The organism is Streptomyces sp. CB01635 (assembly GCF_002803065.1).
Lineage (GTDB): Bacteria > Actinomycetota > Actinomycetes > Streptomycetales > Streptomycetaceae > Streptomyces.
This window is the reverse complement of the sequence record NZ_NNBL01000046.1, coordinates 1-19,456: the sequence shown is the minus strand read 5'-3', so window position 1 is coordinate 19,456 and position 19,456 is coordinate 1. Positions and strand designations below refer to the sequence as shown.

The following is a 19,456-nucleotide window of genomic DNA, read 5'->3' as shown; positions in this document are numbered from 1 at the left end:
TGGGCTCTTCCGTTTCGGGTCACGGCTGCCCTTACAAGGCAGATGTCGGCGGTTCGAAACCGTCCGCGCCCACCAGGTTCGGGAGGCGGGCGGCACCGGCAGCCCTAGATCGACTGCGAGGCCTGCGAGATGCCTGACGGCGGTCTGCGAACCGGTGGCGCGGTGGAACTTTCTCTACCTCATCAAGCACCCGGCTGCGCTCCGCTCCGCCGGGCGGGCTTCCCGGCTCCGCTCGGGGCGCCGCTCCTGCCTTCGGCCCGCTCCGCCCCGGCTGCGCCGACGCCCGCCCACTCATGGATAGGGCCGAAGGCCAATCGGCGATCACCGCATGAAGCGGGCCTAGGCCAAGGCGTATGCCTCCGGCGGGGGCGCTCAGACTCTGGGATGGCGGGGGCGCCGTACGCGACTGCAGGCCCGTCGTGGCGAGCGTGGTGGGCTCCCATCCCTCCGCCATCGACCCGGGCAGAGCCGAGCAGACGCGGCCCATGGCGTCCAGGTCGTTCGTCCAATTGGGCGCTCCACCTGGACGCCATGAACCACGCCCGCTCCACGGTGTGTGGGTCGACGGCGGACGGGATGGGAGCTGGGTGAGTGGTGGCGTGAACCGCGGACTGCCGACGACGTGGGCCGACATGCCGCGCTTGGCGTAATGAGCCGATCGGCGGGCGTTCCAGGTCACGTTGTGCGAAGGCGGTGGCAGGAAGGAGGTGGCATACCGGCCATGGGCGAGGCGAGCGTGGATCGGTCGGAGGGTTTTGGCGAGCGGCTGCTCGGTGTGCTGCTGGACAGGGCACGGGTGCTGCCGCCGCAGCTGATCGCCCCGCTGGTCGCGGAGGAGGTGGCCAGGATCGGAGGTCGTGACGTCTCCATCCTGCTTCAGGACTACGCGCAGGAGGTGCTGGTACCGCTGCCGGGCAAGAAACTGCACGTCAGCCAGCCCGAGCCGATCATCGATTCCCCCGCCGGCCTGGCCTTCCTGCGCGGGGACGCCGTCGAGGTGCCGCAGACCCCCTCGGGCGTCCGGATGTACCTGCCGCTGCTGGACGGCAGCGACACGGTGGGCGTGATGGCCCTCACCCTGGACGCCATCGGCCACGACGACCGGCGGCTGCTGCGTCGGCTCTCCGGCCTGGTCGCCGACATGCTGGTCACCAAGGGCGCCTACACCGACCAGTTCTTCAAGGCCCGGCGCCGTGAGCCGATGAGCGTGTCCGCGGAGATCCAGTGGAGCCTGCTGCCGCCGACGTCGATGACCGTGCCGCAGATCGACGTGTCCGGCATCCTGGAGCCCGCCTACCGCGCCGCCGGCGACAGCTTCGACTACGCCCTCAACGACAACATCCTGCACGCGGCCGTGATCGACGCGATGGGCCACGGCCTGGACGCCGCCACGATGGCGACCGTGGCCATCGGCGCCTACCGGCATGCCCGGCGCGTGGGCATCAGCCTGGCCGAGAAGTACACGGTCATGGACGATGCCATCTCGCGGCAGTTCGGGCCCGACCACTTCGTCACGGCGCAGCTGATGCATGTGAACATCGCCACCGGTGAGATGGAACTGGTCAACGCGGGCCACCCCGCACCGCTGCTGATCCGCGACGGCCGGGTCGTGAAGCAGCTGGAGAGCGCGACGACGCTGCCCGTCGGCTTCGGCGGTGAGGAGCCCCGGATCAGAGAGCACACACTCCAGCAGGGCGACCGGGTGCTGTGCTACACCGACGGCATCATCGAGGAACACGTCAACGACGGGGAGCAGTTCGGCGAGGAACGCCTCATCCGCTGCGTGAACAGCCTGGGGTATGAGCCGTCGCAGGGGCTGCGGGCGGATCTGCGCCGGCTCGCCCGCGCGCTGAAGAGGGAACGGCACGGGCGCACCACCGACGACGCTACCCTCTTCATGATCGAGTGGCGCGGAGGCGCCGCCGACCACCTCGCGGTCCTTGACTGAGCGCCCCGCGTCAGGCATTGCGGGCGGTGAGGGTGGCGGGGTGGTCGGGGCTCAGGACCCAGGTCTCATCACCCCGAACAACGCTAGGGCCCCTCAGTGATCACCTGAGGGGCCTAGTACGTCCGCTGCGCCTAGGCGTGCGAAGCACCACAGGTCAGAGCGCTTCCAAGTTCCCCTTTGGCGCCTCGCCAGACCTATGCAATGGAGGCAAGACACTCCAGGGGGAGTTGCCCCACGCAGCACGCTGCCGTGCCCCAGCCGTGCCCGATGCAGCGGGGAACACCGGGGAACGGAAGGCGCCGGCGGGGCGTGTCCCCCACGTCCGCCGGAGTGCCCGTTCCGCAGGTCAGCCACCAAGTCGCCCAACCTCGCTCCTAAGACGGTGTCCTATGTGGTGAGTCGGGCGAGTCGTTTGTAGCAGCAGAGGGATGCGGCGAGTCCGAGGAAGGCCAGGTAGTTGCGGGGTTGGCGTTCGTATCGGTGGTTGAGTCGGCGGTAGCCAGTCAGCCAGAACATGGTTCGCTCGATGACCCACCTGCGGCGGCCCAGTCGTTCGCTGGACTCGACTCCCTTGCGGGCGATACGCACGCCGATGTGCTTGCCCCATAACCATTTTCGCAGGTGGGGGACGTCGTATGCTTTGTCCGCGTGGAGGCGTTGGGGCTTGAAGTACCGCCCGCGGTGGGGATCGCGTCTCGTTTGGTGACCCGTCACCATCGGCTTCAACGCGAGGCTGTCGTGTGTGTTGGCGGCTGAGATGCCGACGAGGAGGGGCAGTCCGTTCGCGTCCGACAGGACGTGCATCTTCGAACCCGGTTTTCCCCGGTCCACGGGGCTCGGACCTGTGAGTTCGCCCCTTTTTTAGCGCGCACGTGGGCGGAGTCGAGGACGGCGCGTGACAGGTCGAGGAAGTCGGCGTCGTCCAGGCGGTGCAGGATCTCCTCGTGCAGCCGGCCCCACACACCGGCCCTCGACCAGATCACGAACCGTCGGTGTGCCGTCGACTTCGATATCCCGAAACACGGCGGCAGTGCCCGCCAGGCACACCCGCTCACCAGCACGTAGATGATCGCGGCGAACAGCGTCTCATCAGGCGTGTCCTGTGTTCCACCGCCCTGTAACCGCACCTTGGACGGCGGCAGCAACGGCTTCGCGATCTCCCACAGTCCGTCCGGAACAATCCAACTCCACGTCCCCTGACCCATGTTGAGGTGCCTACCCCGACTCACCACATAGGACACCGTCTAAAGCGGTGATCTACACCGGGCGAGTGAGATCATCCGTAGATGGCCGACGCGCGACTTCCCCGGGGATGGACTCTTCAGTGGATCCGCGATGTATCGGGGGACCGAGAGGCTGTCGCCCTGGACCCCGATCGGCCAGTGAAGTGGGTCAGCGTCGGCGAGGCCCACGAGATGCCACGCCCAGAGATCGTTCTCGGGTTCCACGGCCTGTGTCTCGTGAAGCCTGTGGATGACGACGACTGGTACATGGGCAGCCTGTACGACAACGGCAGCATCGACTGTTGGACCGCCTACGGCGACCTGTACGAGGCGCTACGCGGCCTCTAGGAACTTGCGCCACGGCTCCGCGTGCGAGGTGCACTGAGTGTCTAACTGCGTGACAACCACGACGCACAACCGCGAACAACCGTGGACGTCAGCGGACCGTCAGCCCAGGTGGCAGACACAGCAGCTCAAGGACAGCGAGCGCCCCGAGTTGCTTCGGGACGAAGAAGCCCCCGTGCCACAGCCGTGCCACATCGTGCGGTCAACCACGGTCAATGGCGGCTCGGCTCAGTCGAGATGCGCCGTTCACCTGGGCTGCCGCTACAGCCGGAGTGGGCGCATCCGCTTCGGATCGCGTCCGCCCTTACAAGGCGGATGTCACCGAATGCTCCAGTTGTAGATCAGGCTCGGTAATCGAGATCCCTGCCACCGCTGGCCTTGATCAGCCAGGACAGCGAACCGCTGCCGAACGGCCAGCCGGTGGTGGCCACCTCAACCCAGCCGTTGCCTGGCTCATCGGACCCCGCGTCCCACCACCACCAGCTGCGATCGTCGCCCATGCCGTCCTCGGTCGGGTCGAAGTAGTAGAGCCAGTCGGACAGCGTCCAAGGCTCTTGGCTGAACGCCGATTTCGGCTCGGGCGTCATCGCCTGCCACGTCTGCAGCCAGGCCTGAACATCGAATGACGGGTCGGGCTCCGGCTCCGGCGCGCACCGTTGCATGAACTCCGCCGGCAGCAGCTCCGACCATCGCCCGAACGCTGGCCAGTCACCCGTCCGTTGGACCACACACGCCAGCACAGCACGGGCATTCGCGATGACCCGCGCAGGATCCTCGGCAATGAACTGGACCCGCACGAGAAACGGCCGTTGTCGACCGTCATCGGCCCCGAGACCGCACTGAGGACGCCGCAGCTCGCCGGTGTCGAACTGTGCTCAAGGCTCACGCCCCGGGGAGTGAGCGGGGAGTGGATCAAGAAAACCATGCCGCACGGCGCCTACGCGTACCAACTCACACCAAGACTCTGACCTGCATGGATATTTAACGCCCCCGGTCAGCCGCCTCTCCGCACGTTATTCGGGACGAAGAGGTCCGAGCACCACTTTCGCGCCAGAACGAGCTGGGGGCAGACTGGAATTACGGTGCCGTCGGCGGCACGCTCCGAGGCCGCGAACCGGCCGCTCGCCCAGTTCAGCCGTAGCATTGGCCTTTGATCACTGCAGCTTCCCAAGTGGAGGTGGTAGTCCAGGGACTGACGTGCCTGACGCCGCCCCTGTGACGCTTCTTGATCCGGTTGCGCTCTTGTACCGGGGGGCCGGAAACTCCGGTTGTCCTAGAAGGGCTCAAGTGCTTTTCAAACGAGTCGTGGTGGCCGTGGGGATCGTCGTGGCTGCTGGTCTGCCGACAGCAGGGACCGCCACGGCGGAGCAGGTGACTGCGGCCGGCCAGATCACCGCCACTGGCTATTCCTCCGGCTCTCCTGCTCTGGTCTCGCTCGACCCAGTGAGCGGCGATGTCATCCGGACCTTCGCGCAGAACGCCGAGGAAGGCGTCCTCTCTCCGAAGGGCTCCACCGTGGCGTACATCCAGCGCGACGACACCTGCATTCCCCAGACCGAAGGCTGCATGTACGCCCGGAACCTGGTGGTCGCTGACGGCGATGGCAGTTACCAGCACGTTCTGGTCCGGGGTATCGCGCCCGAAACCAATGAGGCCCCGTACGTCGGCCACCCCGACTGGTCCCCGGACGGCAAGCGGATCGTCTACGACAGCCCGCGCGGTATGGAGTGGATCAAGAGCGACGGCACAGGACAGGAGGTGCTCACGACAACCGGCGGCGCAGGCACCTTCTCGCCCGACGGCCAGAGCATCGCCTTCGTGAGGACCACCACGTACGAGACGGACGACGGCTGGGAGTACGGCAGGGACGTCTGGGTCATGGACATCGCCACCCGGCAGGTACGCCAGATCAGCACCGCTCGCAACGCGCGGTCCACGCCTGTCGACTGGTCCCCCGACGGGCAGCGCATCGTCTACGTCACCGAGAACGGCCTCAACGCCGTCGACGTGGCGACCGGCGCCGCCACCGAGCTGAAGAGCAGCTGGACGACCCCCCTCAGCAGCGTCCAGGGCCCCGTCTTCTCGCCCGATGGCACCCAAATCGCCTTCTCCGCCACGGACGACTTCGACTCCGCCCAGAGCACCTACGTCGTCGACGCCGCCGACGGAAAGAACCTCCAGGTCCTAACGGACCAGGCTGTGACCCCCACCGACTGGTTGAGCAGGTAGCAGGAACACCGGCCGCGGGCCCAGGTGGTGCCCGCGGCAGGCTCTCCGAGGACTACGAGTCGAATGCGTGTCGAAGTGGGCTTGCAAGACTTGTCCAGCAGTAGGCCTCGTCCAGGTCGGAGGGGCCCTTCTGCATGACGTGACATGGGCGGGAGGCCCTCTGCGCGCGTTCAAGGTCCCCCAGGAGCAGGCAATCTGGAACTGGCTGCTGGGACATCACCTAAGACGTCATCTCATTTGGTGAGTCTGCGGTAGCAGATCAGGGTGCAGGCAATGCTGGTGAATGCGAGGAAGTGGTCGGCTTTCCGTTCGTAGCGGCGGTGCAGACGTCTGCATCCGGCGAGCCAGGCCATGGTGCGTTCGATGGTCCAGCGGTGGCGGCCGAGTCGTTGCGAGGTCTCGATGCCCTTGCGGGCGATACGGTGCCGGATACCTCGGTCGGATAACCATCGCCGCAGGTGGTTGTAGTCGTAACCCTTGTCGGCGTGAAGTTTGTGGGGCCTGCGCCGTCGGCGTCCCCGGCGGGAGCGGATCGGTGGTATGCCCTTCACCAGTGGGATCAGTGCCTGGCTGTCGTGGGTGTTGGCGCCCGAGATGCCGATGGACAGGGGCAGACCGGTCTGTTCCGTGATCAAGTGGATCTTCGACCCGTACTTGCCCCGATCTACAGGATTCGGGCCTGTCAGCTCCCCCTTTTAAGGGCCCGCATGTTGACCGAGTCAATCGCGCACCGGGACCAGTCCAGTTCGCCGCGGGATCCGAGTTCGTCGAGGACCAAGCGGTGGAGCTTGGCCCACACGCGGGCCTTCGTCCACTCGGTGAAGCGTCGGTGAGCAGTCGCGCCGGAGGGTCCGAACGAGGCGGTCGGCAACTGCTGCCACGTGCAGCCTGAGGTCGCCACGAAGACGATTGCGGCCAGCACTTCGCGGTCGCCGTGCCGACGCCGGCCACCGCCCTGGGGTCGCGACGGCGCCTCCGGCACCACCCGCTGGAACAACTGCCACAACTCGTCCGGCACCAGCCGCTCAACGATCCCCACGCCGGCAGGCTACCGACATCAAGGAGAAGCCTGCAGTCAGCGGCCCATTCGGCGCTGCTCGTCGAACCGAAGCAGCACCCGTACCAGACGCCACATTCCGGCTGTCGCTCCGAGCAGTGCACCCCCCACCAACACGCTCTTCTTCGCTGAACCAGAGATGCCAAAGGCTAGTGCGAGAGTCAGAGCGACGGTGAAGACCGCCGCAGCCAGCGCGACGGCAGTCACCAGGGCGAAAACGATCTCCACCGTCATTGCGTCCTTTTCCCACCGCGACTCTCGCCCCATGTCCATGCTGCAAGTCTCACATCACGGTCAAGCCATGGCGCTTGGACCGGACAGCCTGACTCTCACGTGCGGAGGTGCACCCACCAATTGAGATGACTTCTAAGCCGGCCGCGGGCAGCAAGCCGTCACGGGCCTGCATGCCGTGACACGGGCAGGCACGCCCTCGAACGCTCCGGCAGATCGCCGAAGACGCAGGGATCGTGGGGTTGTTCGCCCCGGTGCAGGGTCTGAGGAGGCCGCGCCGCCGGTGTCTGAGTGAGAGTGCACGGTCGCCTATGCGGCGACCAGCCGACTCGCCCACCCCAGCCGCATGCCCGAACGCGCCCCAGGGCTCCCGGAGGCAATGGCCACACCGGGCCGCTGGTGTTCTGACTGGGAAGGTTCACCGGGCCAGTTTGGAGATCGTAGCCTCCCACCCATGGGCGGAGGAGAGGTTCGGGTCGTTGTCCGTAAGTCGACGGCAGTCTGCACTGGCACCACACCATGGTGTGGCTGGGTGAGGACGAGTACGGAGTTTGGCTCGGTTCGCCGATCGGGACGATCTACGGCAAGGGGGAGGAATGCGAGGTGTACGCCACTCAAGAGCGACGAGTCACGCTCTTTCCCCGTGATGGCTGGTGGACCGCTCTGTTCCAGGAGGCACCCGCCCGGCTGGATGTGTACTGCGACGACACCACGCCGTCTGAGTGGCCACACCCGGGTGAAGTGACCATGGTCGACCTGGATCTGGACGTCTGTCGGACGCGCGGAGACCGATCCGTCTCCATCGTGGATGAGGATGAGTTCGCCAGCCATCAGGAGGCCTACGGTTATCCGTCACACGTCATCAGCCACGCACGGAGTGCGGCCGAGTCGCTGTCAGCCGCACTCCGCGAAAGCGTTGAGCCCTTCAACGCGCGCTTCCGTGTGTGGCTTGCCCAGGTCAGTTGAGCTGTCCTTGGTCGTGGTCAGGGGCGTGGCGAGCGGTCGTCCGCTCCAGCGGATGCTTCTTCTCGCTGCGGGTTTGGGTGCGCTCGCGCTGTTGGGCTGCCAGCACTTCGGGGTGGTGGCCGTGTCGTGGGCAGGTCCAGTACGCGTCAGCTGAAACAGCCGAGCTATCGGACCTGGCGTCCGAACTGTGGAGGCTGGAGGAGCGGACGCTGGCCTGGGACATCCGGCACTTTGGCCGGCCGGGAGACCCAGACGAGGGGGAGCTCCCGTGGGCGGCGGTGAAGCGGGCCAGGCGTCCTGGCCATGCTGCCTCGTAGTGGTGGGCTGCTCGCCGTATCCGCCCTGGCCCTCGACAACAGCTCGTTCGGGCGAGATCGGCGCCCGGCTCCGCCTCTCCGTCGGCACGGTCAAGGCGCATCTCTCCAGCGCCCTGGCCAAGCCCGGCCTCGACAGCCACATCCAGCTCGCCCTCCTCGTCCATGACGCGGGCGCCCGCTGACATCCGCCGGCCCCCGTCCGTCCGGCCGTCCGGCTGGTCCGACTCTGGCCAGGTGGCCGGCAGGCGTGGACTTTCGGCCGATGCCCGCGCCGCCCGGCGTCTCTAGCGTCGACGTCATGCCCCACGAACTCGGACCACGCCATCGCCTCCTTCTCGCGGCCGCCCTGTTCCTGCTCGCCCCACTGGTGGGCGAGTTCCTCCTCGGCAACCAGCCGGTTACCGCGCTTCCCTCACTCGTCCTCCTGGCCCCGATGTACGGCGGCGGGGCCCTGCTGATCCGCGAGGCGACCCGACGCGCGGGGCGCGGCTGGCCGACGATGATCCTGTTCGGCGCGGCGTACGCCTTGCTCGAGGAGGGCCCGATCGACCAGATGCTGTGGAACCCGCACTACGGCGGCTTCGACATGGGGCTCGCCTACGCCGGAACCCATGTCCCGGTGCTCGGCGTCAGCGTGGAAATGGTCCAGGACGTGCTGTCGATGCACACGGTCTGGAGCATCTGCGTGCCGATCGCGATCGTCGAGACGTTCAGCCGCGACCGTACGCGTCCCTGGCTCGGCCCGGCCGGACTCGGGGTCACGGGCGTCGTGTTCGCCGCCGGGTCGCTGTTTCTGGCCTTCGCCCAGGCCGAGTCCGAGCGCTTCATGGCGTCACCGGCCCAGTTCGGCGGCGCGGCGGTCGTCATCGGCGCGCTGGTGGCGGCGGCGTTCGCATTGCGCCCCCACTCGGCCTCTGCGACCGGGCGCACCGCTCCGACGTCGTGGGTGGTGGGCGCCACGGCGTTCGCCGCGTCCAGCCTCTACTGGGGCCGCGAGTTCCTGCCGGACGGGGTGCCGGCCTGGGGCACGGTCGGCGCCTGGTGCGTCCTCGTCGCCGCGGTCGTGGCACTGTGCGCGTACTGGTCGCGCGGCCGGGGCTGGGGCGCGCGGCACCGCCTCGCCCTTGCAGGCGGCTCGCTGCTCACCTACGTGTGGGTGGGGTTCGGGCACGCGCGCGACATGGGCGTCCCGTACGCGACGTCTCTGCTCGGCAATGTCGTCCTCGGCATGGGCGCGATCGTTCTTCTGGTGGGGGCGGCGGCCGTGGTGCGCGGCCGCGAGAGTGTGCACCACGGACCCCGAACCCGTACAGCGCTGATCACTGCGAGAAATGAGTGAGTTGAGATGCGAGACATCATTCTGGGTATGTCGGTTTCCCCCGACGGTTACATCGAGGGACCGGACCGCGACATCAGCTGGCACCGGTGCTTCGAAGTCATTTCATTGGGGGAGTCTGCGGTGGCAGGGCAAACGACGTGGGCAAGGCGACCAGACGCCCCGGCACCATCGCCGAGCGTGACCAGGTCAGACCGTGAAGAACAAGCTCAGTCGGCGAGCAGGGCGTGCACCCACTGGTCTTCGCGTTGCTCGATGTATTCGGCGTCGGTTCGCCAGGTGTCACCGTGGCCTTCAGCCCACAGCCTTGCCCAGGGCGGGACACCTTGGGCCGCTTGATCTCGCAGGATGTCTGCATGGAACGCGTACGGCGCCCCAGCAGAGGGACCAGTCGGGCGACGTTCGGACTCATCGAGACCGTACACGTACCCAACTGCATCTGACCCAGCGGTTTTTGGGCTGGCCGGCAGCTGACTGACAGCGCAGCCCCAGCAGCGGGGCAGTCGGCGAAGCTCGCCGCTCAGTCAGGAGGCGGAGGGACGCAACGGCCAACGTTCCTGCACCCATCCCTGGCCAGGTGCGACGCCAGCGCCTTCTGAGTGCAGGTCAGAAGCCCAACGAAACCCTCGATAGACCCCGCGTCCCGCAGGCGTTTGTCGTGCACGACTTGGGGCCCGGCGAAGCCGGCCGAAGGCTGCGCCGCTCGTACCGCGGTCGACGAGGAGCGATGGAGCGACGCGACTGAAATCGGCCTGTCTACGAACCTGGAGCCGGTGCGTCTCGCCTTCGCCGCCCTTCAACTGCGAGCCCCCGAGGCCATCGTGACGGCGGCGCAGACGGGCCCCGACGCGCTCCTCGACTGCGTGAACACCCTGGCGGCCATCACTCACGGCAGGGACACGCGCCTCGCCAGAGCACGCCGCTACGCGGCGACCTTCGTGCGGGCCTCGGACGCCTTCCTCGATTGCTTCCCGGGCGGCGCTCCACAAGCCCGTGTGGCTACGGGCTCTTACCCGTTCGCTGCCGCATGAATGGTCGCGTTTCCTTGAGCGGGTACGGATCGTGCTCGAAGCGCTCAGCAGCGCGCGCACTGCCACGCCCTGCTGAAATCGGGGTGCGGGAAGAACCCTGCCACCAGCCGCAAACGGCGGTGATCCGAGTTGACATCCCCAGGTCGGCCCGGCCCGTACTCATTGTGCGATCGCACGAGTGCGGCGTGTGCAGGATGGCCATCTTGCCTCTGTTGTACGGGAGTTGAACATGATGCGATTGCATTCGAACACCCGTACCCTTTGAGGGGGATCGTTGAGACGCACACGCATAGGGACGGCGCTGCGCTGCATGGCAGCCGGCGCCGTCCTTGCTGTTCTGGCCGGAGCAGGAACGGCTTCCGCGGCCGGATCGCCGAAGGAGCCTGACCCGTTAGGCGCGCCGCCGCAGGTGCATGGCCCGGAGGTGAAGAGTCTGGCCGCGGCAGGGGGGCGGCCGGTGTCGGGTAAGTCCCCGTCGGCAGGGCCGACGTTCACGCAGGCGGGCGGGGTGTGGCAGGTCGACCGCACCATGGCTGTCCTGAGTAACACCGTCACTGACCCGGACGGCGACAAAGCCGACCTGACCTTCGCGGTCTATACGACGGATGCCTTCGGCAACCCCGACAAGCAAGTCATGATCAAGGACGAGCCGTACGGTGTCCTCGTCTCGGGCTATGTCAACTCCGGCGGCACGGCCAAGGTCACCGTCCCGGACGGGAACCTGAAGCCGGGTACCACCTACGCCTTCCGTACCTCGGCCTACGACGGCAGCCTGTACGAGACGGAGTGGTCCCCGTGGGCGAAGTTCAAGACCCGTGGCCGTGCAGTCGACATCAAGTTGCCCGAGCCTGACAAGAACGCCCTGGTGCTGAACGAGGACGATTTCCAGGAGCCGCAGAAGATCGCCCAGCCGGCCATGGCTGTGGTACCCCCGACTGTGCCGCCCACTGGTCTGCGCGCCGCGTCCGGCTGGAACTGCGGCAAGGTCAACTCGAAGACCGATATCCAGCCGTGCTCACGGATCGTGCCCGGCGTCAGCAAGAACGCACGCCAGTCCCTGATCAAGCAGGCGAGTTCAGGCTTGCCTCATCTGGTCGACTGGTGTGAAACCTACGCCGACTCGCACATCAAGCGGTATGAGGCGTGCATCTCCGGTTTCACGTACGAATACCAAGGCATCGTCGTGAAGGACGGCAAGCCTACCGGGGAGGTCCTGAACGCCTCATGGGCCGTCGGCCAGGAAGTGAAACTTTCCGGAACGTCCGGGACATTCACGCAGCAGCTCATCCTCGTGCCGGTGGAAGTCGACCCGAAGTTCGTCTCCGTGACGCTGGACGTCGAGTTCGACTGCCTCATGGCCGACGACTGCTCCAACGGCCCGCAGTCCTGGGATGGCGCCCTGGAGTGGACCGGCGCAGACCCGTTCTCCCACACCGCGATCGGAAAGATCGACCACACCTGGACCCCGACGGACAACACCGACCTCCTCGACCTGTCCACGAAGATCACCGCCTACTCGCCGGTCGCGAACCCGGCCGCGACCCGCTGGCAGGCCGACGGCGCGCAGATCCGCTGCGACACCATCTCCTCCACCACGCCGGGATGCGCGTTCTACAAGTACATCCCCACCTGGGTGATGAACTTCAAGAAGACGCCCCCGGCTGTAGCGCACGCGTGGTTGACCCAGTCCAAGCTGCCCAACCATCCCGGAAGCAAGGCCGCCAACAAGCCCATGTTCTTCTTGCCGGCGGCGGACAAGAACGCGCCCGGCCGTGATCCGAACAAGAACCGGGACGTCATCTGCCCGAAGAACAGCGATGGAACGAGCTGGGCAGGCAAGTACGGAAACCCGCGTACCACGACCGTTCCGGAGATCAGCTCCAGCGACAAGATGTCGTGCGACGAGTTCGCCTACGCCTCCAGCTACAACTCTGGCGGTATGCCCGGCGGAATCGTCGGCGGCATGAACCCGGTCACCTCGGGTGACAAGTGCGTGCAGACCTACGCCACCCGCGCCACCCAGGGGGAGTGGCACCTGTACGACGACGAGCGTCTGGCGGGCCCCACCTGGAGTGAGGTCTGCGGCCGTTCGGCCATGTCCGGGTGGATCAACTCCACCGCGATGGGCGGCGCGTTCAGCTCAGGGTTTTCCGGCAAGTACCGGCTTCTGGACAAAGATCCCTACTGGGTGGACTTCCCCGAGTTCGGGCACTGCGACGCCAGCAAGGCAACAGTGACCTGTACCGTCCCCAAGCCGTAGGACGCACGAAGCGGCCCGGCAAGAGAACCGCTCTTGCCGGGCCGCTTCGTGCGTCCTACGGGAGGGGCCCACCTCCGAGAAGGACCCGCCCTTGCGGGGAATGGGGCTCCTCGTCAGGGGCTACCCATATCAGCCCCCCGCAGACGGTCAGCGCCGGCCAGGTGTCCTCATCATGCCGCCCTCCCGGCTCGATGAGGCAGCGGCCCTGCTCAAGGGCATCGGCGATCCCGGCCAGCCACGCATGGAGCGGCCATCCAACAGTGGACTCCGGGATGAGTTCTGGTTCACGGTCTGCCACCCACCGGCCGAGATTGCCGTAAGACGGTTCATCCTGGCGGGCATCGATGTAGAGGCCGTGCCACATGTCGCCCACAACACAGGAGACCGGAATACGACCCGGTTCACGCTCCTGGTCGCGGGTCTGCACGGTATAGACGTCTTGCAGGGTCTTCAGCGGATACCAGCCCTGATTCCCCGGCAAAAACCCGGCGGGCCACCAGCTCTTCCCGCTTTCAGGGTCATCTGTGCCGTCGTGCAGCCTGTACCACGCCCGCAACTCGGGGGGAAACGTTACCCCGATCGTCTCCTCTACGGCAGCGATGTTCGCGTCACTCGCGGGTGGGCGCAGCAGTGCAGCCGATGCGGGGGCATTGTCCTCAAGCCACACTTCGATCCGTCCCCATGCAGCTTCGGCTTGGGCCTGTTCGCTCGTGCTCATCGGGTTCTCCTTCGCCTCGCCCGCATCACGCGGTGCCCTCACATTAAGCTGCCCTCTTTTCGGGCCGGGTTTGTGGAGATCGATCAGCGCCGTTTGCGGCTGGTGACAGGGCTCTTACCGGCACCCCGAATTGCTGCACGCGATGAGCGAGCGCCGGCTGCGTAAATGAGGCTGGGCCCAGGCCGGGAAGGGCGGTCCGCCCGTCGCAGGCGTGCGGGCTCAAGACTCCGTGCCGCCGGCCCAACTGAGGCGGCGCGGGCCGTCGGTAACTCTTCGGGGCGGGGTGACCTCCTCCGCGAGGGACCGGCTCGCCCTGTTCGTGCGCGAGCGCAGCTGCCGCTGCCTGGCGGGCTGCGGCCCGCTGGTTTTTCAACCAGATCCCGACCGGGAAGCCGCCCTCGCTCACGGCGGTGACCGGCGCGAGGAGATGCCCGTGCACTTCGGCCCAGGCCTCGGCTGCGGCGAGGCCTGGGCCGAACGCCAAGTCGTGCACATTCCCGACCGTACCCAGCGTGTCCTACGCGGAGGCGGCCTGGGCGTGGCTGCCGAGAGCTCGGCCGGGGTCCCCGCAAGCGCCAACGCGCGGCGGAGCGTCGGCCGGCGTAGCGGGCGGACACGCGATCCAGTTCCGGGTTCAAGGCACGCAGGCGCTCTGCGAGCTTGAGCTGCGACCCCTCCCCGCCGCTCGCTCCGCCAGGAGCGACGGGCGGGGGTCGCGGTCCCGCATTCAGCATGGCATGACGGGGTGCCACCTACGGCACCGCAGCGCCGGCCCAAACCCTCGCCGACACCACAAGGCCCCGCACCCAGCATCCGGCCCCCCACCAACGCCGCCAGCCCCACGACAAGCACGGCGCAGCGATCACCTGAATGAACACCCTGATCGGCAAGGCTTACGCGCTCCGAGGCCGGGGCGGGAGTCGCCGAGGGCCCCTCGGGCGCCCACCCCGACTCCGGCCGCCGCCGAGAGCTCGGCTAGTACGCGCCGAACGACCAGAACAGGCCGACCTCGTCGTCCGATACGGCGACGAGGCCGACGTCGTCCAGGATGTCGAGTCCGCGGTAGTACTCCGAGGTGGCAAAGCCGTGGCTGCGGGTATGCGCCAGGCCCGCAGTGACGAATTCCGCCGCCGGGTCGGCGGCCGCCGCCTCGGCATTGGTCCAGAAGCGGGTGTGAGGTCCGTAGCGGGCGAGCAGGGTGCGGGCGTCGGTCAGCACTGCCTCGCGGTCAGGGCGGGACCGTACGGGGGCATGTTCCGACTGCCACTCCTCGGTCATGACGGCGAGCAGTCCCACCGCACTCTCGGGCGTGAGGGGATGGAGTTGACGGGCGAACTCGGAGACGGCCGGGGGATCGAACGGGTAGGCGGGCTGCATGTGCCGGACCTCGTTGTCGCGGTCCCAGTCCAGCGCGGTCCAGCCGCGGGGGTCACGGACCGTACGGTGCATCACCGCAAGGGCGTCCGAGGCCCAGTCCCCGTCGCTTCGCGGACCCGTCGCGACGAAGACGTAGACATCGCCGAGCAGGCGCAGAGCAGCCGCGTTCCAGAGATGGTCCTCGCGCGTTGACACCCCGCCACTGTAGAAGACCGGCTCGAAGAGCCAACTGCACCCACTGCGCTGGCACGTACGTATGGCCGCCTTCACCCGGCTCTGCTCCTCCGTCACCGGGATCGCTGACTCTTCCTGCGACCTGGGTCCGGGATCCGGTAGACCGGGTGGCGGGAGCGAGGGGGAGGTCGGGTACCCGACTTGAACAGGGCAACGGCCGGGCCGCTCAACCGCCATCACAGCGGGACGGGCTGTCGTTCAATCCACCTGTGGGCCGTCCAGGCCGCCGACGGAGCATTCAACCAGTCGGAAGCCCTCATCGCCGAGGCCGACGAGCGGTACGTCCTGGACGAAGCCTGGCTCACCCAGCCATTGCCCAGCTGGCGCACCCGGCATCAATATCTGTACGTCGCCGACGCCAGGCGCCGACCACCAGGGCGCCGCCAAGCTCGTGGCTCTCGTGTGCGCCTCGTGTGGGCGAGCGGCACCATGTGTGCGACGGCGGCGTCTGGGCACCTGGCGGATATTGGATTCTCTGGGGCCCGCGGGGTGCGGCCGCCCGGACGAGGAGGTAGCCGCCGTGATGACCCCCGCCGCATCGAAGGATCCCGAGGGCAGGGAGCAGGGCTCGTGTGGTGGAGGCGGTGGAATCGCGCCGGATGGCAGCCGGGGTCCGGGCAAGGAACGCGGCCGGCGTCCTGATCCGCTCGACGAGGCCGCCGCGCCGGGGAGCTCCGGGCTCGGCGTCATCACCACGGCTGTACCGGCCCGGCTGGACCGACTGCCGTGGTCGCGCTGGCACTGGATGATCGTCATCGGCCTGGGCACCGTGTGGGTTTTGGACGGCCTCGAAGTGACGACGGTCGGCAACATCGCGAGCCGGCTGTCGGAGGAGGGGTCGGGGCTGGCTATCACGTCCGCTCAGGTCACGGGTCTTGCCGCGGCTCTGTACGTGGCAGGTGCCTGCTCGGGTGCACTGTTCTTCGGCTGGCTCACCGACCGGTTCGGCCGCAAGAAACTGTTCATGGTGACGCTCGCGGTCTACCTCGCCGCGACCGCGATGACCGGTCTGTCCTTCAGCGCGTGGTGGTTCTTCCTCTTCCGCTTTCTGACCGGTTTCGGCATCGGCGGCGAGTACGCGGCCATCAACTCGGCGATCGACGAGCTGATCCCCTCGAAGTACCGGGGCCGGGTCGACCTCGTCATCAACGGCAGCTACTGGCTGGGCGCGGTCGGCGGGGCGCTGCTGTCGATCGTCATGCTGAACACGGACTACTTCCCCAAGGACCTCGGCTGGCGACTCACCTTCGCTCTCGGCGTCGTCCTGGGCCTGGTGATCCTCCTCGTACGGCGGCACGTGGCGGAGAGCCCTCGGTGGCAGCTCATCCATGGGCACCGCGAGGACGCCGACAAGCTCGTCGACTCCGTGGAGCGGGAGATCGAGGATGAGAAGCACGAGGAACTGCCGCCCCCGACGAGCGAGATCACGATCCACGAGCGCAAGAGCATCGGTTTCGGGCTCATCGCGAAGACCGTCTTCCGCAGCTATCCGAAGCGTGCGGTACTCGGGCTGTCTCTCTTCATCGGGCAGGCCTTTCTCTACAACGCGATCACCTTCGGCTTCGGCGCGATTCTCACCACGTTCTTCGACGTCGAGAGTGGCCACACCGGCTACTACTTCGCGGTGATCGCGGCCGGCAACTTCATCGGCCCGCTTGTACTCGGCAAGCTGTTCGACACGGTCGGGCGGCGCATCATGATCGCCGGCACGTACATCGTGCCCGGCATTCTGCTGTTCATCACGGCCTGGCTCTTCGACCGGGGCTCGCTCACGGCCAACACCCTCACCGCGTGCTGGTGCGTCGTGCTGTTCTTCGCCTCGGCCGGGGCGAGCAGCGCCTATCTGACGGTCTCCGAGGTCTTCCCGATGGAGACGAGGGCCATGGCCATCGCGTTCTTCTACGCGATCGGTACAGCGGTCGGCGGGATCAGCGGCCCGCTCATCTTCGCCGACCTCACCGCATCGGGCGTCCCCGGCGATACGGCCCTCGCCTTCGCTATCGGGGCGGCCCTGATGTGCGCAGCAGGCCTCGTCGCGGCGTTTCTCGCGGTCAACGCCGAGCAGCGGTCCTTGGAAGACATCGCGAGGCCCCTTTCCCAGACGGAGAAGAGAGGAACACAACGACCCGACAGCGGAGGTGGCCCAGCCCCCGTGGGCGACACTGCGGGCTGAGCGACCGGCGCCCCGTCTCTCACGCTCCGGTGGGCCGAGGAAGGTAAGAGCCCACATCGCTACGTTGAGGGTGAACCTGAAGGCCGGGAATCTCGGTAAGCCGGGCTCGCAGCGTTACCAGCGGACGGTCGGGAAACCGATCGCCTTCCGGCCGGCGGGCGCGCAGCCGTAAGACCTCACAGGCATCCGCGCGCGGGTACGGCTTCGCAAGCCTCAACGGGCCACCCACTCCTCCTGGGCTTTGGCCCAGCTCGGAGAGTTCATCGCGTACAACGGCCGCAAGGCGGGGGTGCCGGTGGTGCACGCCGCCGCCCCCCGTTCTTGAGGATGCCCGGGGCGGCCCCCTGCATCGCCTCGCGCTTGTCGGCGCCCGTTGGCATCCTCCCCCTCCTGCTGAAGGAGGGCCCGGGTCCTGCCCGCTGAGCGCGACCTCCACGACTGACTTGAAGCACTCACTCGAAGCGGCACCGGTTGTGAGGCGTCCAGCCCCGAGGTGCTCCGGCCGTAGCTGGTCTATAGTTACCCTATGGCGACGACGACGATTCAGGTGCCGCGCGAAGTCCGTGATCATCTGGCCGAGCTCGCCCAGGAGCGGGGCCTGAGCCTGGGGCAGCTGGTAGCGGCGCTCGCAGCTGAGCGGCCGACCGCGGCGCAGCGCGCCGAGAGGCTGGCCGCGGACCGCGAGGTCGTACGGCGCCAGATCGGGATCGACCTGAGTGACGAGGAGTTCGACCAGGCCCCCGATGTCCTCGGCAACATCTACAAGATTGCCGCCGAGAAGGCCCGCACCACCCGCGACACCGCCGCGTGATCATCCTCGACACCGGCGCAGTCAAGGCCCTCGCAACCGGGCACAAGGCGCTGAACCTGCTCGCCGGCAACATGGCCACCACCGCAGGCGACCAGCTCCGCATCCCCGCCCTGAGCCTGATGCAGGCCGAAGCCGACGAGGAACACCTGCACCGCCGCGTACTGGCGTTCTCCTCCGTCGTCGTCGACCCGCTCGACACCATGGCCGCCGCCACCGTCGGAACGATGATCCGCGACGGCTACGGCGGCCCTGACACCTGCCACGCCCTGTACTGCGCACTGCCCCGCGCGGAGTTCACCGGCATGTCGATCCTGCTCACCGAGGACGAGAACCGATATCCGCCCGGCGTCGTCACTGTCGACATCAACTCGCCCGGCATGCTCGGCTTCCACTGACCTTGAAATCCTCGCCCACCTAGAGGAGGGCGATTCCCGACCTGGCGGCCTGCTCGATCTTCGCGCAGTAGGCTGCACGGGCTTCCTCGTCGATCTGCTTCTCGTATTCGACGCGCAACCCGGTCCGGCCGTCGAGGCCCTCGCGCAGGATGTCGGCGTGCCCGGCATGCCGGATGGACTCGCCGAGGACATGGACCATGATGGCGAACAGGTTCGTGTTGGGATAAGGCTCCGGCCACCACGGCACGTGGCCGGGGGCGTCGAGGGGAAGCTCGTTGATCGTCGCGTCCGAGTGTTCCCACGTGCGTCGGTAGAACCCGATGATCTGATCGCGGGTCTCGTCCTCGGTCGCCCACAGATCGCTGCCGTCGGAGTCCTGCCACCGGGGCAGCGGTTCCGGGGAAGGGCGGTCGAAAACTTCGCCGAAGTACCTGGCCTCGACGGTGGCCACATGTTTGACCAGGCCGAGGAGGTTGGTCCCGGTCGCTGTCAAAGGTCGGCGGGCGTCGTATTCGGACAAGCCGTCGAGTTTCCAGAGCAGCGCCTTGCGGTCCCGCCGCAGTCTCCCGTGCAGGTTGTCTTTCGCGAATTCATCGATCATGCGGCATGAGCCTGCCATGGGCTGCTCGTGGTCTCAAGATCCCGTACCTGGTCCGCAAACGACTGGCAGAGCCGAGGCCTGGCCATGGCCGCCCTGTCCTGCTATGAGAAGCTCGCGAACCTTGCCACGTGAGACAACCTCTAAGACCGTGTCCTACATGGCGAGTTGGGGTAGGCGCCCTCTATGGGTAGTGGGCAATGGGAC

At 67.3% G+C, this 19,456-nt stretch carries 19 protein-coding genes and 2 pseudogenes; 13 read left to right on the top strand and 8 right to left on the bottom strand.

The window, feature by feature from the left end:
* Window positions 1-721: 721 nt before the first annotated feature.
* A complete protein-coding gene (locus tag CG723_RS44430; RefSeq protein ID WP_100599248.1) occupies window positions 722-1,948 on the top strand; it encodes a PP2C family protein-serine/threonine phosphatase in 1,227 nt (408 codons plus the stop codon).
* A 387-nt stretch (window positions 1,949-2,335) separates the two neighbouring features.
* Here CG723_RS44430 and CG723_RS44420 read toward each other — a convergent pair.
* Window positions 2,336-3,153 (bottom strand): IS5 family transposase gene (locus tag CG723_RS44420; protein WP_100599247.1). Its coding sequence is split into 2 segments (ribosomal slippage): window positions 2,336-2,805 and window positions 2,805-3,153, totalling 819 coding nucleotides; the frame shifts between segments, so codons are not numbered across the junction.
* A gap of 177 nt (window positions 3,154-3,330) precedes the next feature.
* Between CG723_RS44420 and CG723_RS44415 the strand changes: the two genes are divergently transcribed.
* A complete protein-coding gene (locus CG723_RS44415) occupies window positions 3,331-3,519 on the top strand; it encodes a hypothetical protein (RefSeq protein ID WP_234374862.1) in 189 nt (62 codons plus the stop codon).
* A gap of 338 nt (window positions 3,520-3,857) precedes the next feature.
* On the opposite strand, the gene CG723_RS44410 is transcribed toward CG723_RS44415, so the two are convergent.
* Entirely contained in the window at window positions 3,858-4,313 is a 456-nt protein-coding gene (locus CG723_RS44410) for a hypothetical protein (protein WP_234374861.1), read from the bottom strand.
* 490 nt (window positions 4,314-4,803) lie between these two features.
* On the opposite strand from CG723_RS44410, the gene CG723_RS44405 reads away from it, so the two are divergent.
* Entirely contained in the window at window positions 4,804-5,745 is a 942-nt protein-coding gene (locus tag CG723_RS44405; RefSeq protein ID WP_159032706.1) for a DPP IV N-terminal domain-containing protein, read from the top strand.
* 233 nt (window positions 5,746-5,978) lie between these two features.
* Here the strand turns inward: CG723_RS44405 and CG723_RS44400 are convergent.
* Window positions 5,979-6,778, bottom strand: a protein-coding gene (locus CG723_RS44400) for an IS5 family transposase (RefSeq protein ID WP_234374866.1) whose coding sequence is annotated in 2 segments (ribosomal slippage) — window positions 5,979-6,440 and window positions 6,443-6,778 — 798 coding nt in all. Because the reading frame shifts where the segments join, the coding sequence is not laid out codon by codon here.
* 42 nt (window positions 6,779-6,820) lie between these two features.
* Window positions 6,821-7,075, bottom strand: coding sequence for a DUF6332 family protein (locus tag CG723_RS44395; RefSeq protein WP_199842124.1), 255 nt, complete (start codon window positions 7,073-7,075; stop codon window positions 6,821-6,823).
* A 477-nt stretch (window positions 7,076-7,552) separates the two neighbouring features.
* Here CG723_RS44395 and CG723_RS44390 point away from each other — a divergent pair, with 477 nt between their 5' ends.
* The 5 genes from CG723_RS44390 to CG723_RS44360 all read left to right on the top strand — a co-directional run bounded on the left by CG723_RS44390 (window position 7,553) and on the right by CG723_RS44360 (window position 12,943).
* Window positions 7,553-7,999: a DUF402 domain-containing protein gene (locus CG723_RS44390; RefSeq protein WP_100599242.1), complete on the top strand. Its 447-nt coding sequence runs from the start codon at window positions 7,553-7,555 to the stop codon at window positions 7,997-7,999.
* 268 nt (window positions 8,000-8,267) lie between these two features.
* Window positions 8,268-8,498 (top strand): hypothetical protein, encoded by a 231-nt coding sequence (locus CG723_RS48500; RefSeq protein WP_234374860.1) that lies wholly within the window; start codon window positions 8,268-8,270, stop codon window positions 8,496-8,498.
* Between the two features lie 116 nt (window positions 8,499-8,614).
* Window positions 8,615-9,655, top strand: coding sequence for a hypothetical protein (locus tag CG723_RS44380; protein WP_100599269.1), 1,041 nt, complete (start codon window positions 8,615-8,617; stop codon window positions 9,653-9,655).
* 770 nt (window positions 9,656-10,425) lie between these two features.
* Window positions 10,426-10,683: a hypothetical protein gene (locus CG723_RS44365; RefSeq protein WP_100599241.1), complete on the top strand. Its 258-nt coding sequence runs from the start codon at window positions 10,426-10,428 to the stop codon at window positions 10,681-10,683.
* 457 nt (window positions 10,684-11,140) lie between these two features.
* Complete coding sequence (locus CG723_RS44360; protein WP_100599240.1) at window positions 11,141-12,943, top strand: fibronectin type III domain-containing protein; 1,803 nt, start codon at window positions 11,141-11,143, stop codon at window positions 12,941-12,943.
* Between the two features lie 55 nt (window positions 12,944-12,998).
* On the opposite strand, the gene CG723_RS44355 is transcribed toward CG723_RS44360, so the two are convergent.
* From CG723_RS44355 to CG723_RS44340, 3 genes are all read right to left on the bottom strand, one after another.
* Window positions 12,999-13,661, bottom strand: coding sequence for an SMI1/KNR4 family protein (locus CG723_RS44355; protein ID WP_100599239.1), 663 nt, complete (start codon window positions 13,659-13,661; stop codon window positions 12,999-13,001).
* Between the two features lie 43 nt (window positions 13,662-13,704).
* The gene (locus CG723_RS44350; protein WP_267893777.1) at window positions 13,705-14,154 is read right to left on the bottom strand and encodes a helicase associated domain-containing protein; all 450 of its coding nucleotides are present in this window, start codon (window positions 14,152-14,154) and stop codon (window positions 13,705-13,707) included.
* A 482-nt stretch (window positions 14,155-14,636) separates the two neighbouring features.
* On the bottom strand, window positions 14,637-15,233 hold the full coding sequence (locus CG723_RS44340; RefSeq protein ID WP_159032705.1) for a hypothetical protein: 597 nt from the start codon (window positions 15,231-15,233) through the stop codon (window positions 14,637-14,639).
* A 237-nt stretch (window positions 15,234-15,470) separates the two neighbouring features.
* Here CG723_RS44340 and CG723_RS48495 point away from each other — a divergent pair.
* The 5 genes and pseudogenes from CG723_RS48495 to CG723_RS44315 form a co-directional block, all read left to right on the top strand.
* Window positions 15,471-15,582, top strand: a pseudogene (locus CG723_RS48495) (NYN domain-containing protein); the annotation flags it as partial.
* A gap of 210 nt (window positions 15,583-15,792) precedes the next feature.
* A complete protein-coding gene (locus CG723_RS44330; RefSeq protein WP_100599236.1) occupies window positions 15,793-17,445 on the top strand; it encodes an MFS transporter in 1,653 nt (550 codons plus the stop codon).
* Between the two features lie 172 nt (window positions 17,446-17,617).
* Window positions 17,618-17,749 (top strand): annotated as a pseudogene (locus CG723_RS48490) (RNA-guided endonuclease TnpB family protein); the annotation flags it as partial.
* 222 nt (window positions 17,750-17,971) lie between these two features.
* Entirely contained in the window at window positions 17,972-18,256 is a 285-nt protein-coding gene (locus CG723_RS44320) for a hypothetical protein (RefSeq protein WP_100599235.1), read from the top strand.
* Window positions 18,253-18,651, top strand: a complete 399-nt coding sequence (locus tag CG723_RS44315) for a hypothetical protein (protein ID WP_100599234.1) — start codon at window positions 18,253-18,255, stop codon at window positions 18,649-18,651. Before CG723_RS44320 ends, CG723_RS44315 begins: the two co-directional genes overlap by 4 nt.
* 19 nt (window positions 18,652-18,670) lie before the next feature.
* Here CG723_RS44315 and CG723_RS44310 read toward each other — a convergent pair whose 3' ends face one another.
* The gene (locus tag CG723_RS44310) at window positions 18,671-19,252 is read right to left on the bottom strand and encodes a DinB family protein (protein WP_100599233.1); all 582 of its coding nucleotides are present in this window, start codon (window positions 19,250-19,252) and stop codon (window positions 18,671-18,673) included.
* Window positions 19,253-19,456: the final 204 nt, after the last annotated feature.

What these genes read in the sequence shown, in the direction of transcription:
- CG723_RS44430 (WP_100599248.1), top strand. Translation starts at nt 722, where the DNA reads ATGGGCGAGGCGAGCGTGGATCGGTCGGAGGGTTTTGGCGAGCGGCTG.
- CG723_RS44395 (WP_199842124.1), bottom strand. Translation starts at nt 7,075, where the DNA reads ATGGACATGGGGCGAGAGTCGCGGTGGGAAAAGGACGCAATGACGGTG.
- CG723_RS44390 (WP_100599242.1), top strand. Translation starts at nt 7,553, where the DNA reads ATGGTGTGGCTGGGTGAGGACGAGTACGGAGTTTGGCTCGGTTCGCCG.
- CG723_RS44380 (WP_100599269.1), top strand. Translation starts at nt 8,615, where the DNA reads ATGCCCCACGAACTCGGACCACGCCATCGCCTCCTTCTCGCGGCCGCC.
- CG723_RS44355 (WP_100599239.1), bottom strand. Translation starts at nt 13,661, where the DNA reads ATGAGCACGAGCGAACAGGCCCAAGCCGAAGCTGCATGGGGACGGATC.
- CG723_RS44320 (WP_100599235.1), top strand. Translation starts at nt 17,972, where the DNA reads ATGGCGACGACGACGATTCAGGTGCCGCGCGAAGTCCGTGATCATCTG.
- CG723_RS44310 (WP_100599233.1), bottom strand. Translation starts at nt 19,252, where the DNA reads ATGATCGATGAATTCGCGAAAGACAACCTGCACGGGAGACTGCGGCGG.